15 protein-coding genes are annotated in these 17,192 nt (G+C 50.7%); 8 read left to right on the top strand and 7 right to left on the bottom strand.

The features are described 5' to 3' along the window. The first annotated feature begins 792 nt into the window (after nt 1-792). Both IAG03_RS05910 and IAG03_RS05905 read left to right on the top strand, forming a co-directional pair. Nucleotides 793-1,977, top strand: coding sequence for an FtsW/RodA/SpoVE family cell cycle protein (locus tag IAG03_RS05910; RefSeq protein ID WP_249319011.1), 1,185 nt, complete (start codon nt 793-795; stop codon nt 1,975-1,977). A 35-nt stretch (nt 1,978-2,012) separates the two neighbouring features. Next, a complete protein-coding gene (locus tag IAG03_RS05905) occupies nt 2,013-2,489 on the top strand; it encodes a GNAT family N-acetyltransferase (RefSeq protein ID WP_249319009.1) in 477 nt (158 codons plus the stop codon). A 116-nt stretch (nt 2,490-2,605) separates the two neighbouring features. Here IAG03_RS05905 and IAG03_RS05900 read toward each other — a convergent pair whose 3' ends face one another. Next, nucleotides 2,606-3,445 (bottom strand): deoxyribonuclease IV, encoded by an 840-nt coding sequence (locus tag IAG03_RS05900; RefSeq protein WP_249319007.1) that lies wholly within the window; start codon nt 3,443-3,445, stop codon nt 2,606-2,608. A 207-nt stretch (nt 3,446-3,652) separates the two neighbouring features. Between IAG03_RS05900 and IAG03_RS05895 the strand changes: the two genes are divergently transcribed. The 4 genes from IAG03_RS05895 (at nt 3,653) to IAG03_RS05880 (ending at nt 7,671) form a co-directional block, all read left to right on the top strand. Further along, on the top strand, nt 3,653-4,951 hold the full coding sequence (locus IAG03_RS05895; protein ID WP_249319005.1) for a putative DNA modification/repair radical SAM protein: 1,299 nt from the start codon (nt 3,653-3,655) through the stop codon (nt 4,949-4,951). Further along, the gene (locus IAG03_RS05890) at nt 4,948-5,727 is read left to right on the top strand and encodes a TIGR03915 family putative DNA repair protein (protein ID WP_249319003.1); all 780 of its coding nucleotides are present in this window, start codon (nt 4,948-4,950) and stop codon (nt 5,725-5,727) included. Before IAG03_RS05895 ends, IAG03_RS05890 begins: the two co-directional genes overlap by 4 nt. Nucleotides 5,728-6,133: 406 nt before the next feature. Next, nucleotides 6,134-6,589: an IS200/IS605 family transposase gene (tnpA, locus tag IAG03_RS05885; protein WP_249319208.1), complete on the top strand. Its 456-nt coding sequence runs from the start codon at nt 6,134-6,136 to the stop codon at nt 6,587-6,589. 215 nt (nt 6,590-6,804) lie between these two features. Next, on the top strand, nt 6,805-7,671 hold the full coding sequence (locus tag IAG03_RS05880; protein WP_249318996.1) for an aldo/keto reductase: 867 nt from the start codon (nt 6,805-6,807) through the stop codon (nt 7,669-7,671). 525 nt (nt 7,672-8,196) lie between these two features. On the opposite strand, the gene IAG03_RS05875 is transcribed toward IAG03_RS05880, so the two are convergent. Next, nucleotides 8,197-9,045 (bottom strand): peptidylprolyl isomerase, encoded by an 849-nt coding sequence (locus IAG03_RS05875; RefSeq protein WP_283243027.1) that lies wholly within the window; start codon nt 9,043-9,045, stop codon nt 8,197-8,199. A gap of 143 nt (nt 9,046-9,188) precedes the next feature. On the opposite strand from IAG03_RS05875, the gene IAG03_RS05870 reads away from it, so the two are divergent. Both IAG03_RS05870 and IAG03_RS05865 read left to right on the top strand, forming a co-directional pair. Continuing rightward, nucleotides 9,189-10,103 (top strand): S1 RNA-binding domain-containing protein, encoded by a 915-nt coding sequence (locus IAG03_RS05870; RefSeq protein WP_249318994.1) that lies wholly within the window; start codon nt 9,189-9,191, stop codon nt 10,101-10,103. A 241-nt stretch (nt 10,104-10,344) separates the two neighbouring features. Then, the gene (locus tag IAG03_RS05865) at nt 10,345-11,892 is read left to right on the top strand and encodes a sodium:solute symporter family protein (RefSeq protein WP_249318993.1); all 1,548 of its coding nucleotides are present in this window, start codon (nt 10,345-10,347) and stop codon (nt 11,890-11,892) included. A gap of 95 nt (nt 11,893-11,987) precedes the next feature. On the opposite strand, the gene IAG03_RS05860 is transcribed toward IAG03_RS05865, so the two are convergent. Genes IAG03_RS05860 through IAG03_RS05840 form a run of 5 tightly spaced genes read right to left on the bottom strand, consistent with a single transcriptional unit; the run spans nt 11,988 to nt 17,157 of the window. Further along, nucleotides 11,988-12,425, bottom strand: a complete 438-nt coding sequence (locus IAG03_RS05860) for an RbsD/FucU domain-containing protein (protein WP_249318991.1) — start codon at nt 12,423-12,425, stop codon at nt 11,988-11,990. Between the two features lie 13 nt (nt 12,426-12,438). Continuing rightward, nucleotides 12,439-12,630, bottom strand: a complete 192-nt coding sequence (locus IAG03_RS05855; protein WP_249318989.1) for a DUF3006 domain-containing protein — start codon at nt 12,628-12,630, stop codon at nt 12,439-12,441. A gap of 49 nt (nt 12,631-12,679) precedes the next feature. Continuing rightward, on the bottom strand, nt 12,680-15,334 hold the full coding sequence (locus IAG03_RS05850; protein ID WP_249318987.1) for an FtsK/SpoIIIE family DNA translocase: 2,655 nt from the start codon (nt 15,332-15,334) through the stop codon (nt 12,680-12,682). A gap of 49 nt (nt 15,335-15,383) precedes the next feature. Next, on the bottom strand, nt 15,384-16,328 hold the full coding sequence (locus IAG03_RS05845; RefSeq protein ID WP_249318985.1) for an undecaprenyl-diphosphate phosphatase: 945 nt from the start codon (nt 16,326-16,328) through the stop codon (nt 15,384-15,386). Between the two features lie 58 nt (nt 16,329-16,386). Next, nucleotides 16,387-17,157: a ClpP family protease gene (locus IAG03_RS05840; protein ID WP_249318982.1), complete on the bottom strand. Its 771-nt coding sequence runs from the start codon at nt 17,155-17,157 to the stop codon at nt 16,387-16,389. Nucleotides 17,158-17,192: the final 35 nt, after the last annotated feature.

The following is a 17,192-nucleotide window of genomic DNA, read 5'->3' as shown; positions in this document are numbered from 1 at the left end:
CGCAGGCAGACCGGGGTCATTCGGTCAGCCTGCGTTTTTGGTTGGGCAGGTTCGTCATACTCTGCATAGATCGGAAAATTTCTTAAACTCCATTTCATGTACATACTTTCGAACAATTCGCTTGATCGCAATATCCGACCCCATAAGCCAAAACACCGGCCGCCGCTTCTCTGGCCACCGGTCCGTATGCGCAGAAGCCGCCGTTTGGGCGTTTCTTTGCAGAAAAATGCATTGCCCGCAAGGGGGAAGCGTGTTATAATAACCTCAAAGGAGCATGCTGTCGCATGCTGACGGCTTCCGCCGTCTTTGCAAAGCTTCGCTTTGCCTTTGAGAACATTGTACCTTCGGTATAATAACCTGCAAAGGAGCTAGCTGTCGCATGCTGACGGTCTCCGCCGTCTTTGCAAAGCTTCGCTTTGCCTTTGAGAACATTGTACCTTCGGTATAATAACCTGCAAAGGCCCTTGCTCTCGCATGCTGACGGCTTCTGCCGTCTTTGCAAAGCTTCGCTTTGCCTTTGAGAACATTGTACCTTCGGTATAATAACCTGCAAAGGAGCATGCTACCGCATGCTGACGGTTTCCGCCGTCTTTGCAAAGCTTGCTTTCGAAAGACAATCGGTTTTCGTATAATCGCCGCAAAAGATGGCCATGCTCACAAAAGCCGCTGTGCGCGCTGTCCTTCTTCCGTTTTTCGTTTCGCACGACGTTCTTTCATCTTTATAAACGGACATTTGGCCCGCCTTTCGGCGCGCTGTCTCGCACAAAATTCAATTTACTGAGGATTTTCATCATGCCAACTTTATTGGATCGGTGCCGGAATTATTTCCGCCGCACCAACAAGGTTTTATGGATCATTGCATTCGCCATTTCTTGTTACAGCCTGATTCTTTTAAAAAGTGCAGAACGCGCTTATAACAGCAGTTATTTCAAGACACAGCTGGTCGCCATGATCTTAGGCTATGGGGTTGCCTTTTTGATTACGCTGATTGATTACCGGGAGTTCACCAACTTCTGGTATCTCATTGCAGGCTTCTGTGTATTTCTCATGATTTATACCCTTTTGTTCGCGGATGCCGTTCAAAGCGCAGGCGGCGTCAATGCCCGCGCCTGGATTACCATCGGCGGACGCTCCTTCCAGCCGTCAGAGCTTGTTAAAATCGGCTTTATGATTACGTTTGCCAAACATATTGAAGTCCTGAAGCGCTATGAAAAGCTTGAATCCTTTCTGCAGGTTGCGCTGCTCGGCGTACACGCGCTGATTCCCGTGTTGCTGTGTCATGCACAGGGAGACGACGGCGCTGCAATGATCTTTTTCTGCATGTTCCTTGCGATGTCTTTCGGCGCCGGCGTACAGCTGCGGTATTTTGCCGGGGTAATCCTCACCATTGTCGTCGCCGTTCCGCTTGCCTGGAAATTGGATCTTCTTGCAGAGTATCAAAAAATTCGCTTCACCGCTATGTTCCATCTGGACGATCCGAATTTTGACCCTGACATCATTTATCAGCAGGTGCAGGGTCGGACCTCCATCGGTTCCGGACAATTCTTCGGCCGCGGTCTTTTCCACGGACCACGCGTTTCTTCCGGCATTGTCCCGTTCCAGCACAGCGACTATATCTTCTCTGTTGCAGGAGAAGAGCTCGGGTTTGTTGGGTGCTGCCTTTTGATTGCGCTCTTGCTTGCGCTTTTGATTACCATCCTGTATTGCTCCAAACAAGCCCGCGATGCCAGCGGCACCTGCATCTGTTTCGGGTTTTTCGGCCTTGTTGCCTCACAGGCGTTTTTCAACATCGGCATGTGTCTGGCGCTGCTGCCCGTTATGGGCGTCACGCTTCCATTTTTCAGTGCAGGCGGTTCCTCTGCAATGTGCCTCTATTTCGGACTTGGATTTGTCCAGAACGTCTATATGCACCGTCCAAACGGCGGTGAACGGACCATGCTCCGGAAGGATTACGCCTTGAGAGGCGTGGTCGGATAATTTATCAATCCAAATAAAAAGGAATTCTATCATTTATGGAAAAACTCAACATTCGGCGCGCCAAACAAGGCGATATCCCGGAAATTGACAAACTGCTCTACCAAGTTCACAAAGTACACAGCGATGCCCGTCCGGACTTATTTCGGCCTGGCACAAAAAAATATACCGACGGAGAACTGACTGAAATTCTGACAGACGATCAAACGCCGGTTTTTGTAGCAGAAAAAAACGGCAACATTTTGGGCTATGCATTCTGCATCCACAAACAATTTGCAAATGATCTGAATCGGACCGACATCAAAACGCTCTATATTGACGATCTCTGCGTTGATGAGCATGCACGCGGCGCCCATATCGGCAAAACGCTTTATGAATTTGTTCTGGACTATGCCAAAACGTGTGGATGCTATAATGTAACGCTCAATGTGTGGGCCAGCAACCCGAACGCTGTAAAATTCTACGAAAAGATCGGAATGCAGATCCAAAAAATCGGAATGGAAAAAATTCTGTAACTTTCTATATGTTACAAATTCACAAAGACGCCCGGCGAAGCGCTTTTTTCTTCGCCGGGCATTTTTCGTCTTTTCGGTATAATCCGCATTTATGCGGCTTCTTTTCGCATCGCCCGTCAAACAGAACGCGCTGCTTTTTCCCGCAAGAGGGCAATTTCCGCTGCATAACCGGAAAAATCGTTCGGCGTCTCAAGATAGAACGGCAGTCCGCGCAGCGCCGGATGGCAAATTAGGCGGACAATCGCCTCCAGACCGAGTTTTCCTTCCCCGATTTTGGCATGCCGGTCTTTTTTGCTGCCCTTTCCATACAGGCTGTCGTTCAGGTGAACCGCCCGCAAGCGCGAAAGCCCAACCACCCGGTCAAATTCACAGAGCACGCCATCGAGATTCTTTTCGAGATCATATCCTGCATCAAACACATGGCAGGTGTCGAGACAAACGCCCATTTTCTCTGACAGCTCCACACGATCGAGAATTTCGCGCAACTCTTCAAAACATCCGCCGACCTCGCTTCCCTTGCCGGCCATTGTCTCCAAAAGCACCAGGTTCGGCTGCTCCGGCGTTAAAACCTGATTGAGCAGATCCGCAATTTTGGAAATTCCAATTTCGATGCCTTGTCCAACATGACTGCCCGGGTGAAAATTATAGGGAACTTGCGGCAAAAGCGCTAGGGTGGCAAGGTCTTCTGAAAAGGCCAGCTTTGCGAATTTCGTTACGCGGTCGTCCGCAGAACAGGGATTGAGCGTATACGGTGCGTGTGCAAGCGGCGGTGCAAATGCATGTTCCTGAAGGAACTGCTGCAATGCTTCCGCGTCTGCCGGATCCACCTGTTTCGCGCGCCCGCCGCGCGGATTGCGTGTAAAAAACTGAAAAGTATCCGCACCGGCCGCCAGAGCTTCCTGCCCCATATGGAGATACCCTTTTGCAGAGGAAAGATGAAAACCAATGTGTAACATGTCGGATTCTCCTTCATTTGACAATTTTTTAATTCATTTTGTGATACGCTGATTGCAAAGGACACGATGTGTCCGGACTCCATTTTGTATGATACCAAAAATAAGGCCGGAATACCAGAAAATAAAAGTCGAACGTTTATTCGTTTTTCTATTTACAAGAACATATGTTCCGTGATACAATAGAGATCGCGAAAGGAGTGATGCCAAGTGGACCTCTTTGAAAAGCTGCGAATTTTAACCGATGCTGCCAAATATGATGTCGCCTGTACATCAAGCGGTACCGACCGCAAAGCTTCACGCGGCGGAATTGGAAATGCGACTGCATGCGGAATCTGTCACAGTTTTTCCGGAGACGGAAGGTGCATTTCTCTGCTCAAAGTTCTCATGAGCAATGCCTGCGTTTATGACTGCAGCTATTGCGTCAACCGGTGCTCAAACGAAACGGCACGCGCCACCTTCACGCCGCGTGAACTTGCAGAATTGACCATGAATTTTTACAGGCGCAATTATATCGAAGGGCTGTTCCTCAGCTCCGGCGTCATTCGAAACCCGGATTATACCTGCGAACGAATGGCGGAAGTTCTCCGTCTTTTACGGGAAGAATACCGCTTTTCCGGATACATCCACACAAAGGCGATTCCCGGCGCCGACAGCCGACTGATTGCCAAACTTGGCGCATGCAGCGACCGAATGAGCGTCAACATTGAGCTGCCCTCCCAAAAAAGTCTGCAGATGCTCGCGCCGCAGAAATCAAAGCAGTCCATCCTGCAGCCGATGGGACTCATTCGGGATCGCATTTCCGAAGCTTCCACAGAACTTGCGCTCTATCGAAACGCGCCGCAGTTTGCGCCGGCCGGACAAAGCACCCAGATGATTGTCGGCGCCACACCGGAAAGCGACTATGAGATTTTAAAGCTGACAGAAGGGCTTTACAAGCGCTATCAGCTAAAGCGGGTCTTCTTTTCCGCTTATATTCCGGTAGCGGAAAATGCACTTCTGCCCGCTTTGGACAGCAAACCGCCGCTGCTGCGGGAACACCGGCTGTATCAGGCGGACTGGCTCCTGCGGTTTTATGGGTTTCACGCCGGTGAACTGCTCGATGAAACAAACCCGAGCTTTAATCCGCTTTTAGATCCAAAATGCAATTGGGCGCTGCATCATCCCGCTTTTTTCCCGGTGGAAGTCAACCGTGCACCATACGAAACCCTGCTGCGGGTTCCGGGAATCGGCGTCAAAAGCGCGCGCCGCATCCTGGCTGCGCGCCGGACAGCTGTTTTGGATTTTCCGGCGCTCAAAAAACTCGGCGTGGTCTTAAAACGCGCGCAGTATTTTGTCACCTGCCGCGGAAAACCGCCGGCTGGCCTGAAAATCACCGAAAGCGCCGTCCTGCGCGCGATGCTTTCTGAAGCCGGTGTTGAAAATGCACGTCTGCAGGAAGTCCCGCAACAGCTCAGCCTGTTTCAGGATCCACAACAAATTCGCTTTTTAAAAGGAGGCGCCATATGAGCGCGGAACTCATTTATCTTTTCGATGGCAGCCTGGACGGGATCTTCTGCTGTGTTTTTGAAAGCTTCTTAAAAAAAGAATATCCCACCGCGGTCGTGCCATTCGACGAACCGCAGGCAACACTGTTCCGCCAAAAAGAAATCCGGACGGATCCTGAAAAATCGCAGCGGGTTCTCCAGGCAATCGTACGAAAACTAGGGACTGAAACACTTGACTTCGTGCGCCGCGCCTTTTTGACCTGTCTCCCCGGCCGGGCGCTGCTGATTCTGAATTTTCTGCGCCTGGGTTTTACGCACGGCCCGTCCGTTTTGCAGATGCTGACAAATGATACCGTCTCCGTTCTCTCCAAAGCCGTTCTGCATCTCAATCAAGAAGCGCATCTTTTAAGCGGATTCGTTCGATTTTCCGATTATGACGGCTCACTGGTCGCAGAAATCGAACCCAAAAACTTTGTGCTTCCGCTTCTGGCACAGCATTTTTGCGAACGCTTTCCGGAAGAACACTTTTTCATTCACGATCGGACGCACAAAGTTGCATTGCTCTACCGGCCTTATACGTGCCGGTTTGCTGCGGCAGAAGCCATTGAACTGCCGGAAGCGTCAAGAGAAGAGGAGACTTGGCGCGCACTTTGGCGGCAGTTTCATGAAACGATTGAAATCAAGCCGCGCCGCAATCCCGGATGTCAGCGCGGGCATCTCCCCCTGCGGTATCGGGGATGCATGACGGAATTTCAGTCTCTCGGAAACGCGCAGCTTTTTCCGGAACCTGCCGGATAAACGCTGTATTCTTTCTGCGTTTTTCTCATTTTTAGCGGCAAGACTCCGAACAGCGCTGTGATTGTTTTCCTATTTTTTTGCTTGCGATAATTCCCCGCAAAGCAAACCGTTCCACCCGCTTTCGGAAGGGTTTCCCGGCAAATTATACGATGAAAATTGCAGGGTGAATTCTCTCCGATCGCCATCGAATACGCGGCCACCCGCAAACAGCTTCTTGCGGCGAACTCGTCAAACCGATGTATATAAGGCGGGAGAATGATACTCCCGCCTTTGTTGTATAACGAAAACCACTCGCTAAGCGAGAGGTTCAAAAAAGCCTATGGCGATAAGGAAAAATCCCTGCTAAAATTATTGAGCGGTCTGCCAACTGCACAATAAAAATAACAGGGAGGCATTCAATATGGGAATGAATGACATCAACAGTTTATCACATACAAAATGGAATTGCAAATACCATTTTGTGTTTGCACCAAAGTACCGTCGAAAGGTATTCTATTACGAAAAGAGAGCAGCAGTAGGGAAAATTCTGCGGCAGTTATGCGAATGGAAGGGAGTAAACGTGATTGCAGCGGAAGCATGCCCGAAACACATCCATCTATTCGTCGAAATCCCACCAAAGATAGCAGTATCGAGCTTTATGGGGAACCTCAAAGGCAAGAGCAGCACAATGCTATACAAGCAATTCGGCGAACTAAAGTATAAATTCCGGAACCGGGAATTTTGGTGCCGGGGCTATTATGTAGACACGGTCGGAAAGAATGAAAGCCGAATTAAAGAGTATGTCGAGGACCAGCTAAAGGAATACAAGATGGGCGAACAGTTAAGAATCCCGTCGTATAGCCCGTTTACGGGTCGCAAGTAACAATCCTACGCGGCTGGCAGATCGTACTTACGCGTTTTACGCGTAAGCGAGGAATAGAGGGCTATGCCCGCATATGAAATACCCCGGCACAGCCGGTGGCTGTGTTTTGTATACGTTTGTAAAATTCCAGCATCATTATTTTTTAAATTGGACTTGACTTAAAGGGCACTTTAACCTTTATAATGATATCAAACTTAAAATAAGGAGGGTCTATCATGAAAAAAGCTACAGATTGCTACAAATTGAGTAACGGCGTTGAAATTCCATGCATCGGGTTCGGAACCTGGCAGACGCCTGATGGGGATGTTGCCGTTTCGTCTGTAAAAGCTGCATCTGTAAAAGCTGCAATTTTGGCTGGATACCGTCATATTGACACCGCTCAAGCTTATGGAAATGAAGAGAGCGTCGGAGACGCTGTACGGGAAAGCGGCGTTAAAAGAGAAGAACTGTTTATTACTTCAAAACTTGCAAACCCAGAACATGGTTATGACAGAACGATGGTTTCGTTTGAACAGACCCTGAAAAAACTGCAAACGGAATATCTTGATCTGTATCTCATTCACTGGCCAAATCCAATTGCATTCCGGGACAACTGGAAAACGGCAAACGCTGAAACCTGGAAAGCTTTTGAAGAATTATACAAGGCAGGAAAAATACGCGCGATTGGACTGAGCAATTTTTGGCCGCATCACATTGAGGAGCTTCTGAAGACCGCCACCATTGCGCCGATGGTCAACCAGATCCGGCTTTGCCCCGGCGATACACAGGATCCGGTCGTTGCTTACAGCCGTGCCCACGACATGGTTTTGGAAGCATACAGCCCACTGGGAATTGGAAAGATTTTTGATGTAGCTGAAATGAAACGGCTTGCGGAAAAATATGGACGCAGTATTGCGCAAATCTGTATCCGCTGGAGCTTGCAGAGAGGTTATCTGCCGCTGCCGAAATCCGTCACACCATCCCGTATTCAAGATAATTTAAATGTGTTTGACTTTGAATTGGAAGAGGAAGATGTAAAGCTGATTGCAGATTTGAAGGGTTGTGTCGGATTCGCGGAGAATCCTGATGAAATAGATTTTTAGTTTTAGGCCCTGTTTTTAGCGACTATTTTATTTATGCTCCTGCTTTGAATTGTCATAGCAGGAGCATTTGTTTTGTCTGCCGAACGATGTAAAGAGATATAGAGCAGTGAACGATTTCGTTTTTACTGGGTCAATCCCAAATTCTGTGTAAACTGCAAACCTTTTTGCGCATAAATCTTGACAGTACCCGAATACGCGGCCGCCCGCAAACAGCTTCTTGCGGCGAACTCGTCAAACCGATGTATCCCCAGTTTACCTGTATATCTCGCGTTTGCGCATCTAATATGGCGCCTCCTGCTTTTTGTGCGGCATCTCCTCCAGCAGAACGCGCTGTTTTCAACGACAAAAAACGGCCTGAACCCTGTGGTAATCCAGGATTCAGGCCGTTTTAAAATTTCTCATTTTTCCGCAATTCTTCGCAAAAAACTGCTGCCGCGCAACATGCGCTGATACCGCGCCGCTTCGCGATGAATGTCGAAACCGGCGTCTGCGTGCCCTTCCGGATTTCACACGCAAACATGCAGCTTATCCCTCGTACGGGACAATCTCCACGCGCTCCATTACGACATCTGTCGTCGGTTTGTCATTTTCGTCCGTTGCAACTGCCGCAATGGCATCTACCACTTCCATGCCCTCAAACACCTGCGCAAACACCGTGTGTCCCTTTCCGGACGTGGAATAGGCGCCGTCGAGATTCGGATTTCCTCCGTTCTCTTCGTACGCTTTTTTTACCTGCTTTGTGATTTTATCCATATCAATAAAGCTGTAACCGGCTGCATCATAGGCAGCAGCATTCTGCTGATAGGCCTCGTAATACTGCTGATAAAGATCCCATCCGCCAAAACTCGACGCAGCCGCCTGGTTGATAAAGAACTGGCTGCCGTTTGTGTTCGGGCCGGAATTGGCCATCGCGACCGCGCCGCGAAGATTGAGCAAATTCGCATTGAATTCGTCCGCAAACGCTTCGCCCCAAATGCTCTCTCCGCCGGTTCCGTTCCCCTTGGGATCTCCGCCCTGAATCATAAAATCGTTAATCACACGGTGAAAAGTCAGCCCATCATAGTAACCGGAAGCGGCCAGCGCTTTAAAATTATAAACGGTTTTCGGCGCGGCATTTGGGAAAAAACGCATCTTGATGACGCCCATATTTGTAGTCATCACCGCAATCTCCTCACCTGCTTCGGGCAGATCCAGCTGATATCCAACCGCTTTTTTCTTGTCACTTTTTCCTGCCTTGACATCTTCCTGTGCAACGATGGTCGTAAAACCATCCGATGCGGCAGACGTCACATTGTCTTCCCCGCTGCCGGAACAGGCGGTACAAATCGAGAACACTGTCAGTATGCCGAACAAGCCGGCGATCCATTTTTTCATGGTATATTCCTCTCTATTTCTGTAATGCCTCTATTCTAACGCATTCTCGCCCCATGCGCAAGAAAAAGTTTCCTTCCTCGTGTGTTAAGCGCCCTTCTATGCGCATATAGATGGCATTGTGGACGGATAAGGAGGAAAACACAATGGCATATTATCCCGAAGGATGGCTTATCAATACCTTTCAAAACCGCGCTGCAACGGCAAACGTTTCCGCGCTCTCGGACGCCATGCGTGAGGGCCGTATTTTAGAAGGACGCGCACTGGTCTGTGACAGTGCGCACAACCTGCTTGTCGATTTAAACGGCATCCGGGGCATCATTCCGCGTGAAGAGGGCGCAATCGGCATCCGTGAGGGAACGGTACGGGATATTGCACTGATTTCCCGCGTCAACCGTCCGGTCTGTTTCGTGATTACAGATATTGAAAAAAGCGGCGGTCAAATTTGCGCAACCCTCTCCCGCCGGAAAGCGCAGGAGCGCTGTCTGCACGATTTCATCGAATCCCTGATCCCCGGAGATGTTGTGGATGCAAGAATTACCCACCTCGAACCCTTCGGCGCGTTTGCGGACATCGGCTGCGGCCTGATTTCTCTGCTTCCCATTGACGGCATTTCAATCTCCAGAATTGAACATCCGCGTGAACGGTTTTTTCCGGACATGGACATCCGTGCCATCATCAAAAGCAAAGAAAACAGAAAAATCACCCTGTCCCACAAAGAACTTTTGGGCACCTGGGAAGAAAACGCCGCCTTGTTTTCCGTCGGTGCAACCGTTGCAGGCATCGTCCGATCCGTAGAGCCTTATGGAATTTTTATTGAGCTGACGCCGAATCTTGCGGGGCTAGCTGAAGCCCGTCCCGGCGTTTTTCCCGGGCAGCAGGCAAGCGTCTATATCAAAAGCATCCTGCCGGCGCGCATGAAAATCAAACTTGTCATTATTGACACCTTCAGCTATCATTACAAGCCGATTCCGCCAAAATACTATTTCGAGGGGCGGCACATGGATGCGTTCCGCTATTCCCCGGACGGTTGCCCCAAACAGATCTCCACGGTTTTCTGAGCAATCTTTTATAAATCCCACACGTTTGCGATCGGAAAACACGCAAGCCCCGCCACTGATCCTTTTGCTCAAGCATGACCCCTCTCGGGCCCCGGCAATTTTTTGCCGGGGCCTTTCGCATGGCTTGACAGAACACGCAAACCGCGCTATAATACCATTGTTTATCGCTTTAAAGCATCGATGACAAAAACCATCAATACATAAATGCGATAAAACAAGCAAAACAAAGGGGCTTCGGATTATGTGGATCAAACTTCTTCTGTTGGCGGTCTTTTTCGGCGTCATGATCGGCGTCGGATTCTACACGCGCAAACACGCAACGGATGTCAACGGATTCGTCCTGGGCGGCCGTTCCGTCGGGCCGTGGCTGACCGCGTTTGCGTATGGAACCTCTTATTTTTCGGCTGTTATTTTCGTCGGTTATGCCGGGCAATTTGGCTGGAAATACGGAATCGCCTCCACCTGGATCGGCATCGGGAACGCGCTGATCGGGTCTTTGCTGGCCTGGGTCGTTCTTGGCCGCCGGACACGGATCATGACCCATCATCTCGACAGCTCCACTATGCCGGAATTTTTCGGAAAGCGCTATGACAGCAAAGCGCTCAAAATTGCTGCCTCTGTGATTGTCTTCCTTTTCCTGATTCCTTATACCGCTTCGCTTTATAACGGTCTTTCCCGCCTGTTCGGGATGGCATTTCATATTGACTATTCTGTCTGCGTCATCGTCATGGCTGTATTAACCGGCATCTATGTTATCGCAGGCGGCTATATGGCGACGGCAATCAACGATTTCATTCAGGGAATCGTCATGCTGTTTGGCATTGTTGCGGTGATTGCCGCCGTTTTAAAGGGCCATGGCGGCTTTCTGGCAGCACTGCAGGGCCTTGCGGAAATTGAGGATTCCTCCGTTACCACGCAGCCGGGCGCTTTCGCTTCCTTTTTCGGACCCGATCCACTTGGACTTTTCGGCGTCGTTGTGCTGACCTCTCTGGGGACCTGGGGGCTTCCGCAGATGGTTCACAAATTTTACGCCATCAAGAGCGAAAAAGCCATCAACACCGGTGCGGTGGTTTCCACGGTTTTCGCCATCATTGTTGCGGGCGGCTGCTATTTCCTCGGTGGATTCGGCCGTCTCTTCTCCGACCGAATTGATATTGCCGCTGACGGCTACGACGCCATTATTCCCACCATGCTTTCCGGCCTTTCTGACATCTTAATCGGCATTGTCGTAATTTTGGTGCTCTCCGCCTCCATGTCCACGCTGTCCTCTCTGGTTCTGACTTCCAGTTCTACGTTGACGCTCGATTTTATCCGCGGATTTCTGGTCAAAAACCTCAGCGAGAAAAAGCAGCTGCTCATCATGCGGATTCTCATTGTCTTTTTCATTGCGATTTCCGTTGTAATCGCACTTGTTCAGTATCACTCCTCTGTCACCTTCATCGCCCAGCTGATGGGCATTTCCTGGGGGGCGCTTGCCGGTGCGTTTCTGGCGCCGTTCCTCTATGGGCTCTACTGGAAACGGACCTCAAAAGCAGCCGTTTGGGTCAGCTTCCTCTGCGGTTCTGTGATTATGCTGGCCAATATGCTGTTCCGCGGAGCCTTCCCGCCGCTGCTGCAGTCTCCGATCAATGCCGGTGCGTTTGCCATGCTTGCCGGACTGGTTCTAGTGCCGGTCGTCAGCCTTTTGAGTAAAAAGCCGGATTCGGAACGCATCGAGAAAGTTTTCTCCTGCTACAGCGAAAAAGTCTCTGTCAGTCAAAAAATCGCCCTTCCGGAAGAAGATCAGTAATTTCTTTATATAAGATTCCGCAAAAAAGCCCTTGGCCTGCTCGGTTCGATGCAGGTCAAGGGCTCTCTTTTTTGTTTGGATTCAAAGGCTGAAAATCAGTCTGCCACAACGCCTTTTTTCAAAATGATATTTGCGTACAGTACCGTTTCCCCGGTAGCGATTACCGCGTATGCAGTCTTTGCACGATCATAAAAATCAAACCGCGGCAAGAAGGCAAACCCGTTTTCCATCGGCTCCTTGGCAGCGCGAATGATCTTCTCATATTCGCTCCACACAACCGGTGTTCCGACTGCGTCTCCCGGGACAACTTCCATGAGCGCCACAGGCTGTTCCACATAGGTGTCCAAGGGAAACAGCTGCAAAACCGCCTCCAGAATCTCCGGTACGCCATGGCCGTCCAACCGAATCAGGCGTTGAGCATGTGAGGCGCTGGGAAAATTCCCATCTGCAATTACCAATTCGTCGCCATGACCCATTTCCATCAAAATCTTCAGTAGCTCCGGCGACAAAATGCTGGGGATCCCTTTTAACACAACAGATTCCTCCCTATCGTTCTTTTCGGCGAACTGCCGGCTTATCCTTACTAATGGTAATGGTTCCCTCATCGTCAATTGTCAGCAGGTTTCCGACCGCAACGCCGGCAGGAAGTTCGCTCTGCTCAATCGCATAGAGTTTCTTTTCCGCATCTGAGCAGAACACATAGACGCTGTCCAAACGCTCCACCGTTAATGTTCTCATTTTTTCCAACCTTCCGTCTGATCCATAATCCGTAATCGAAGTCTCGTTTTTATTCCGACTGATCCGCCTTCTGCATATTCATTTCCAGCCACTGCTGATATGTGATCAGCACCTGACGCGGTTTGGAACCTTCATGCGGCCCGACAATGCCGACCTGTTCCATTTGATCGATCAGTCTTCCAGCGCGTGCATATCCCAAACGCAGCCTGCGCTGCAAAAGCGAGGTAGAAGCCTGCCCGGCCTCAACCACACATTTAATGGCTTCCGGCATCATCGGATCCTCAAAGCTGTCTTCGCCGTCAGACGCCGATTGTTCCGGATCTGCCACTGCGCCTTTTTCGATTTCCTCCATGATTGTTTCATCATACTCGTGTGTCTGCACTTCTTTGATGAAATTGATCACGGACTCCCGCTCCTCGTCGCTGACAAAACACCCCTGCACACGGAGCGGTTTCATCGATCCGACCGGTGCGAAAAGCATATCACCGTAGCCCAAAAGCTTTTCTGCGCCGCCGACATCCAAAATGGTTCGGGAGTCCACCGGCGACGCCACCGTCAGCGCAATACGGCTCGGGATATTTGCCTTAATCAGACCCGTGATGACGTCAACCGAAGGCCGCTGTGTTGCCACAACCAGATGGATGCCCGCTGCACGTGCAAGCTGTGCCAGCCGGCAGATTGCATCCTCGACCTCGTTCGGCGCAACCATCATCAAATCCGCAAGCTCGTCGATAATAATCACGATCTGCGTCATTTTTTCCGCGGGGTTCCCGTTTTCATCGTGAATCTGTCCCGTTGCGGCCAGTTTATTATATCCGGTCAAATCGCGGACATTGTTTTGCGCAAAAAGCTGATACCGTTTCATCATTTCGCCGACCGCCCAATTCAAAGCGCCGGCTGCTTTTCGCGGATCCGTCACAACCGGGATGAGCAAGTGCGGAATGCCGTTATAAACCGGAAGTTCTACCATTTTGGGGTCAATCATAACGAATTTGACCTCATCGGGCGTTGCCTTATACAAAATGCTGATGATAAAAGAATTGACGCACACCGATTTTCCGGAGCCGGTCGTTCCGGCAATCAGAAGATGCGGCATTTTGGCAAGATCCGCCACAACCACCTGCCCGGCAATATCACGCCCGAGTACTACGGTCAGCCGGCTTTTTGCAGAGGCAAAGCTGTTGGATACAATCAAATCCCGCATCCGTACAACACTCCGGTGTTTATTCGGAACCTCAATTCCAACAGCCGCTTTCCCTGGAATCGGCGCTTCAATCCGGATGCCGGAAGCTGCCAGGTTCATAGCCAGATCGTCCGCAAGATTGGTAATTTTACTGATTTTCACTCCAGCCGCAGGCTGCAGCTCATAGCGGGTAACCGACGGGCCGCGGCAGATATCCAGAATTTTGGTCTGTACGCCAAAGCTTTTCAAGGTATCGACCAAAAGCTTTGCATTGGTTTGCAATTCTTCGGTCTCCAGCGCAGCATCCTGCTTTTTGCTGACCTCCAGCATGGAAAGCGGCGGAAAATGATACTGACCATCCTGCGGCGGATGATCCGGAAAAATCGTCGTCTGCACCGGCACGCTGACCGGCGGCTCGGGGATGTCCTTTTTTGGGGGCAGCTCCGGCTTGGAAAGCATGACCGCTTTGGGAGGCGGTTCCGGTTTTACAGAATGCTCCGGTTGCTTTTTGCCTGCTGCACGGCCGTGCAGGGCCGCCTGAATATCCTCAACGGTTGTATCGGAAACAATCGGTGGCGGCGCTGCCGGCTTCGGCATCGCGGCAAGCGGCTCCTCCGGCTCTGGTTCTTCCTCAAATTCCGGATCCGGGATTCCAAACACCTTTTGCAGACGCTCCAGCTTTTCGTTCCGCGCCGGACGCAAAAGCGCTTCGGCTGTACGCGGCGGTTCCGAATCCGTCTCAGGATCCGGACCAAGCGGAATATCAATATCCGAAGCAAGCGGGTCCCGGCTCCTGTTATGGTGCCGGACCGTCGTGGTAATATTTTCCGCCACTTTATTGACCGGTTTCGTCACCGTTCGAAACAGCTGAATCAAACTGGTTCCCGTCAGGAACATCACCGCCACAAACAGGAGCAAAACCACAACGATTTTCGAACCGATATCCCCAAAAGCTGCAACCATATGGAATCCGATGATCCCGCTGACAAGTCCGACACTTTCATGATCCACGCCTTTTTGATAGAGAAGCCCCAACATTTCCCAGTAGGAAACATTCTGCGGCATCTGTCCGGAACGGAAAATATAAAGCGCCGAGCAAAACATCAAAATCACAGCCACGGTCAGCCACATTTTGGTACGCAACCGGCTTCCGCGGCGCTCCAGCGTCGTGACAACCGCAATATACAAAAGGAAGATCGGCCACAGAATTGCGCAGGCGCCAAACAATCCGAGAATCAGGTTATGTAAAAAGCGCCATACAGACTCGCCCTCTACGAACACCAAAAATCCTGTCAGCAGCGCGCACGCAAACAGCACGATTGCCATTCGCTGCTCTCTCTGGCGAATCTGCTCCGGGGTCCGCTGCGGCTTTTCCCGCACAGCCTGGTTTTTGGCCGCAGTCTTGCGCGTTTCTGCCGCAGGCTGGCGTTTCCGCTGTTTGGCCGACGCATTTTTTCGGGGTGCAGATTTCTTTTTTTCTGCCGTCTTTTTTCCTGCTGCCGATTTTTTCTTTTCGGCCATACCTCTCCGGGGCCTCCCTTCTAAACGCGCTTTTTGTTACGCGTTTTCCTCATGAAAACGTAATTGCCGCACCGGTAAATACATTGACGCCGGTCGTATGCTCAATCACGCCGACCACAACCGATACAATACCGAGGATCAGCGTATACCATGCGAATACATGCAGCTTATTGGTGGTTACCATCCAGCGAAGCAGTTTGATCGCGAGGAACCCAACCACTGCCGCCGTAACCATTCCGGCAATCAGCGGCGCAGCTTCGACTGCAACATTTTCGTGAATTGCATCTTTCACGGTCAAAACAGAAGCCGCCAGAATAGAGGGAATTCCCAAAACAAAGGAGAAATCCAGCGCTGCCTGCCGGTCGACGCCGCGCATCAGTCCAACAGAAAGCGTCGAACCGGAACGGGAAACGCCAGGAAATACCGCTGCAATACACTGTGTCACGCCGACTGCAATCGCATCGCTGACCCGAAACGCTTCTCGGCCATTATGTTCATATTTTTTCCGCATGACAAGATGCGCTCCCTGGGATCTGCGGCTGGCAAGGATTCCAAGCGTCAGCAGAATGCTGGTTACAATCAACGCGCAGCCTTCCAGAACGATGTCGTTATCCGTGGCAAAGACATCCGCAAAATCTTTGACTTTCATACCGGTTCCGGGCACCGGCAAAAACAGCAAGAACAGTGGAACAAGCGCAATGATCAGCATGATCAGCAGCCGGCGGTCTTCGTTCATCCGGCTCCACCGAAATTGCCCGGTCACCAAATCTTTTACCAAAAGTCCAAACGCCACAATCAGGCGCAGAACCACCTTATAATAAACCGCCAGTACCGCAACCAGCGTACCGACATGCAGCATGACGTCAAACAGCAGGCCGTCTACGGAAATTCCCAAAAAATGTTTGCTCAAGGAAAGATGGCCGCTGCTGGAAACCGGCAAAAACTCCGTCGCTCCCTGAATAATTCCTTCAATAATCGCTTCTACTACCGTCACTGTTATCTGCCTCCGATTATGTAATTGGCGGGAAAATTCCCGCCTGGGTAGAACCTTTTTATTGCGATCCGTTTTTCCGGAAGGACCGCCGCTCCGGACGCACCTGCGCATTTTTGGGCTGCCGCCGTTTTTCAATCATACCGTAAAGGCAACTGATCGCATCGGAAAGGCTTCCCAATTCGTCAATCAGCCCTTCCCGCACGGCATTTTCCCCATCCAGAACCGACCCAACATCCATCACGAGTTCCTCTGTATTCATCGAAAGCTCATAAAACCGTCTGGGGGAAATTCGGGAATTCTGCGTCACAAACTGTGTAATTCGATCCTGCATCCGCTGAAAATATTCGAACGTCTGCGGCACACCGATCATCATTCCATTCATCCGAACCGGATGAATGGTCATCGTCGCAGAAGGCGCAATAAACGAACGTTTTGCCGCAACGGCAAGCGGCACGCCGATCGAGTGTCCGCCGCCCAGAACAAGCGACACCGTCGGCTTCCGCATTCCGGAAATCAGCTCTGCCAGCGCAAGTCCTGCCTCCACATCGCCGCCAACAGTATTGAGGATCATCAGAAGGCCCTCGGTCTCAGGATCCTCCTCAATGGCCACAAGCTGCGGAATGACATGTTCATACTTTGTCGTTTTGTTCTGAGAAGGCAGGATATAATGCCCTTCAATCTGCCCGATAATGGTCAGACACTGAATCCGGTGTCCGCCGTTGTCGGTAACGACCATACCGGATTCTTTGATCCGATCAGCAGGACTGCCCTCATTTTTCGCGTCCTCTGTGCCGGTCTGTTCTTCTTCATATTGATTCTTCGTATCCATTCTCAAAGCCACCTCCTGAAACATAGTGTTCCGGA

The organism is Yeguia hominis, from assembly GCF_014384705.1.
Classification (GTDB): domain Bacteria; phylum Bacillota; class Clostridia; order Oscillospirales; family Acutalibacteraceae; genus Yeguia; species Yeguia hominis.
Note: the sequence above shows the minus strand (reverse complement) of the source record. Positions and strands in the feature narration are given on the sequence as shown.

Excerpts from the sequence above, each read along its gene's own strand:
- IAG03_RS05910 (WP_249319011.1), top strand. The coding sequence starts at position 793 with ATGCCAACTTTATTGGATCGGTGCCGGAATTATTTCCGCCGCACCAAC.
- IAG03_RS05905 (WP_249319009.1), top strand. The coding sequence starts at position 2,013 with ATGGAAAAACTCAACATTCGGCGCGCCAAACAAGGCGATATCCCGGAA.
- IAG03_RS05900 (WP_249319007.1), bottom strand. The coding sequence starts at position 3,445 with ATGTTACACATTGGTTTTCATCTTTCCTCTGCAAAAGGGTATCTCCAT.
- IAG03_RS05890 (WP_249319003.1), top strand. The coding sequence starts at position 4,948 with ATGAGCGCGGAACTCATTTATCTTTTCGATGGCAGCCTGGACGGGATC.
- tnpA (WP_249319208.1), top strand. The coding sequence starts at position 6,134 with ATGAATGACATCAACAGTTTATCACATACAAAATGGAATTGCAAATAC.
- IAG03_RS05880 (WP_249318996.1), top strand. The coding sequence starts at position 6,805 with ATGAAAAAAGCTACAGATTGCTACAAATTGAGTAACGGCGTTGAAATT.
- IAG03_RS05875 (WP_283243027.1), bottom strand. The coding sequence starts at position 9,045 with ATGAAAAAATGGATCGCCGGCTTGTTCGGCATACTGACAGTGTTCTCG.
- IAG03_RS05870 (WP_249318994.1), top strand. The coding sequence starts at position 9,189 with ATGGCATATTATCCCGAAGGATGGCTTATCAATACCTTTCAAAACCGC.
- IAG03_RS05865 (WP_249318993.1), top strand. The coding sequence starts at position 10,345 with ATGTGGATCAAACTTCTTCTGTTGGCGGTCTTTTTCGGCGTCATGATC.
- IAG03_RS05855 (WP_249318989.1), bottom strand. The coding sequence starts at position 12,630 with ATGAGAACATTAACGGTGGAGCGTTTGGACAGCGTCTATGTGTTCTGC.
- IAG03_RS05850 (WP_249318987.1), bottom strand. The coding sequence starts at position 15,334 with ATGGCCGAAAAGAAAAAATCGGCAGCAGGAAAAAAGACGGCAGAAAAA.
- IAG03_RS05840 (WP_249318982.1), bottom strand. The coding sequence starts at position 17,157 with ATGGATACGAAGAATCAATATGAAGAAGAACAGACCGGCACAGAGGAC.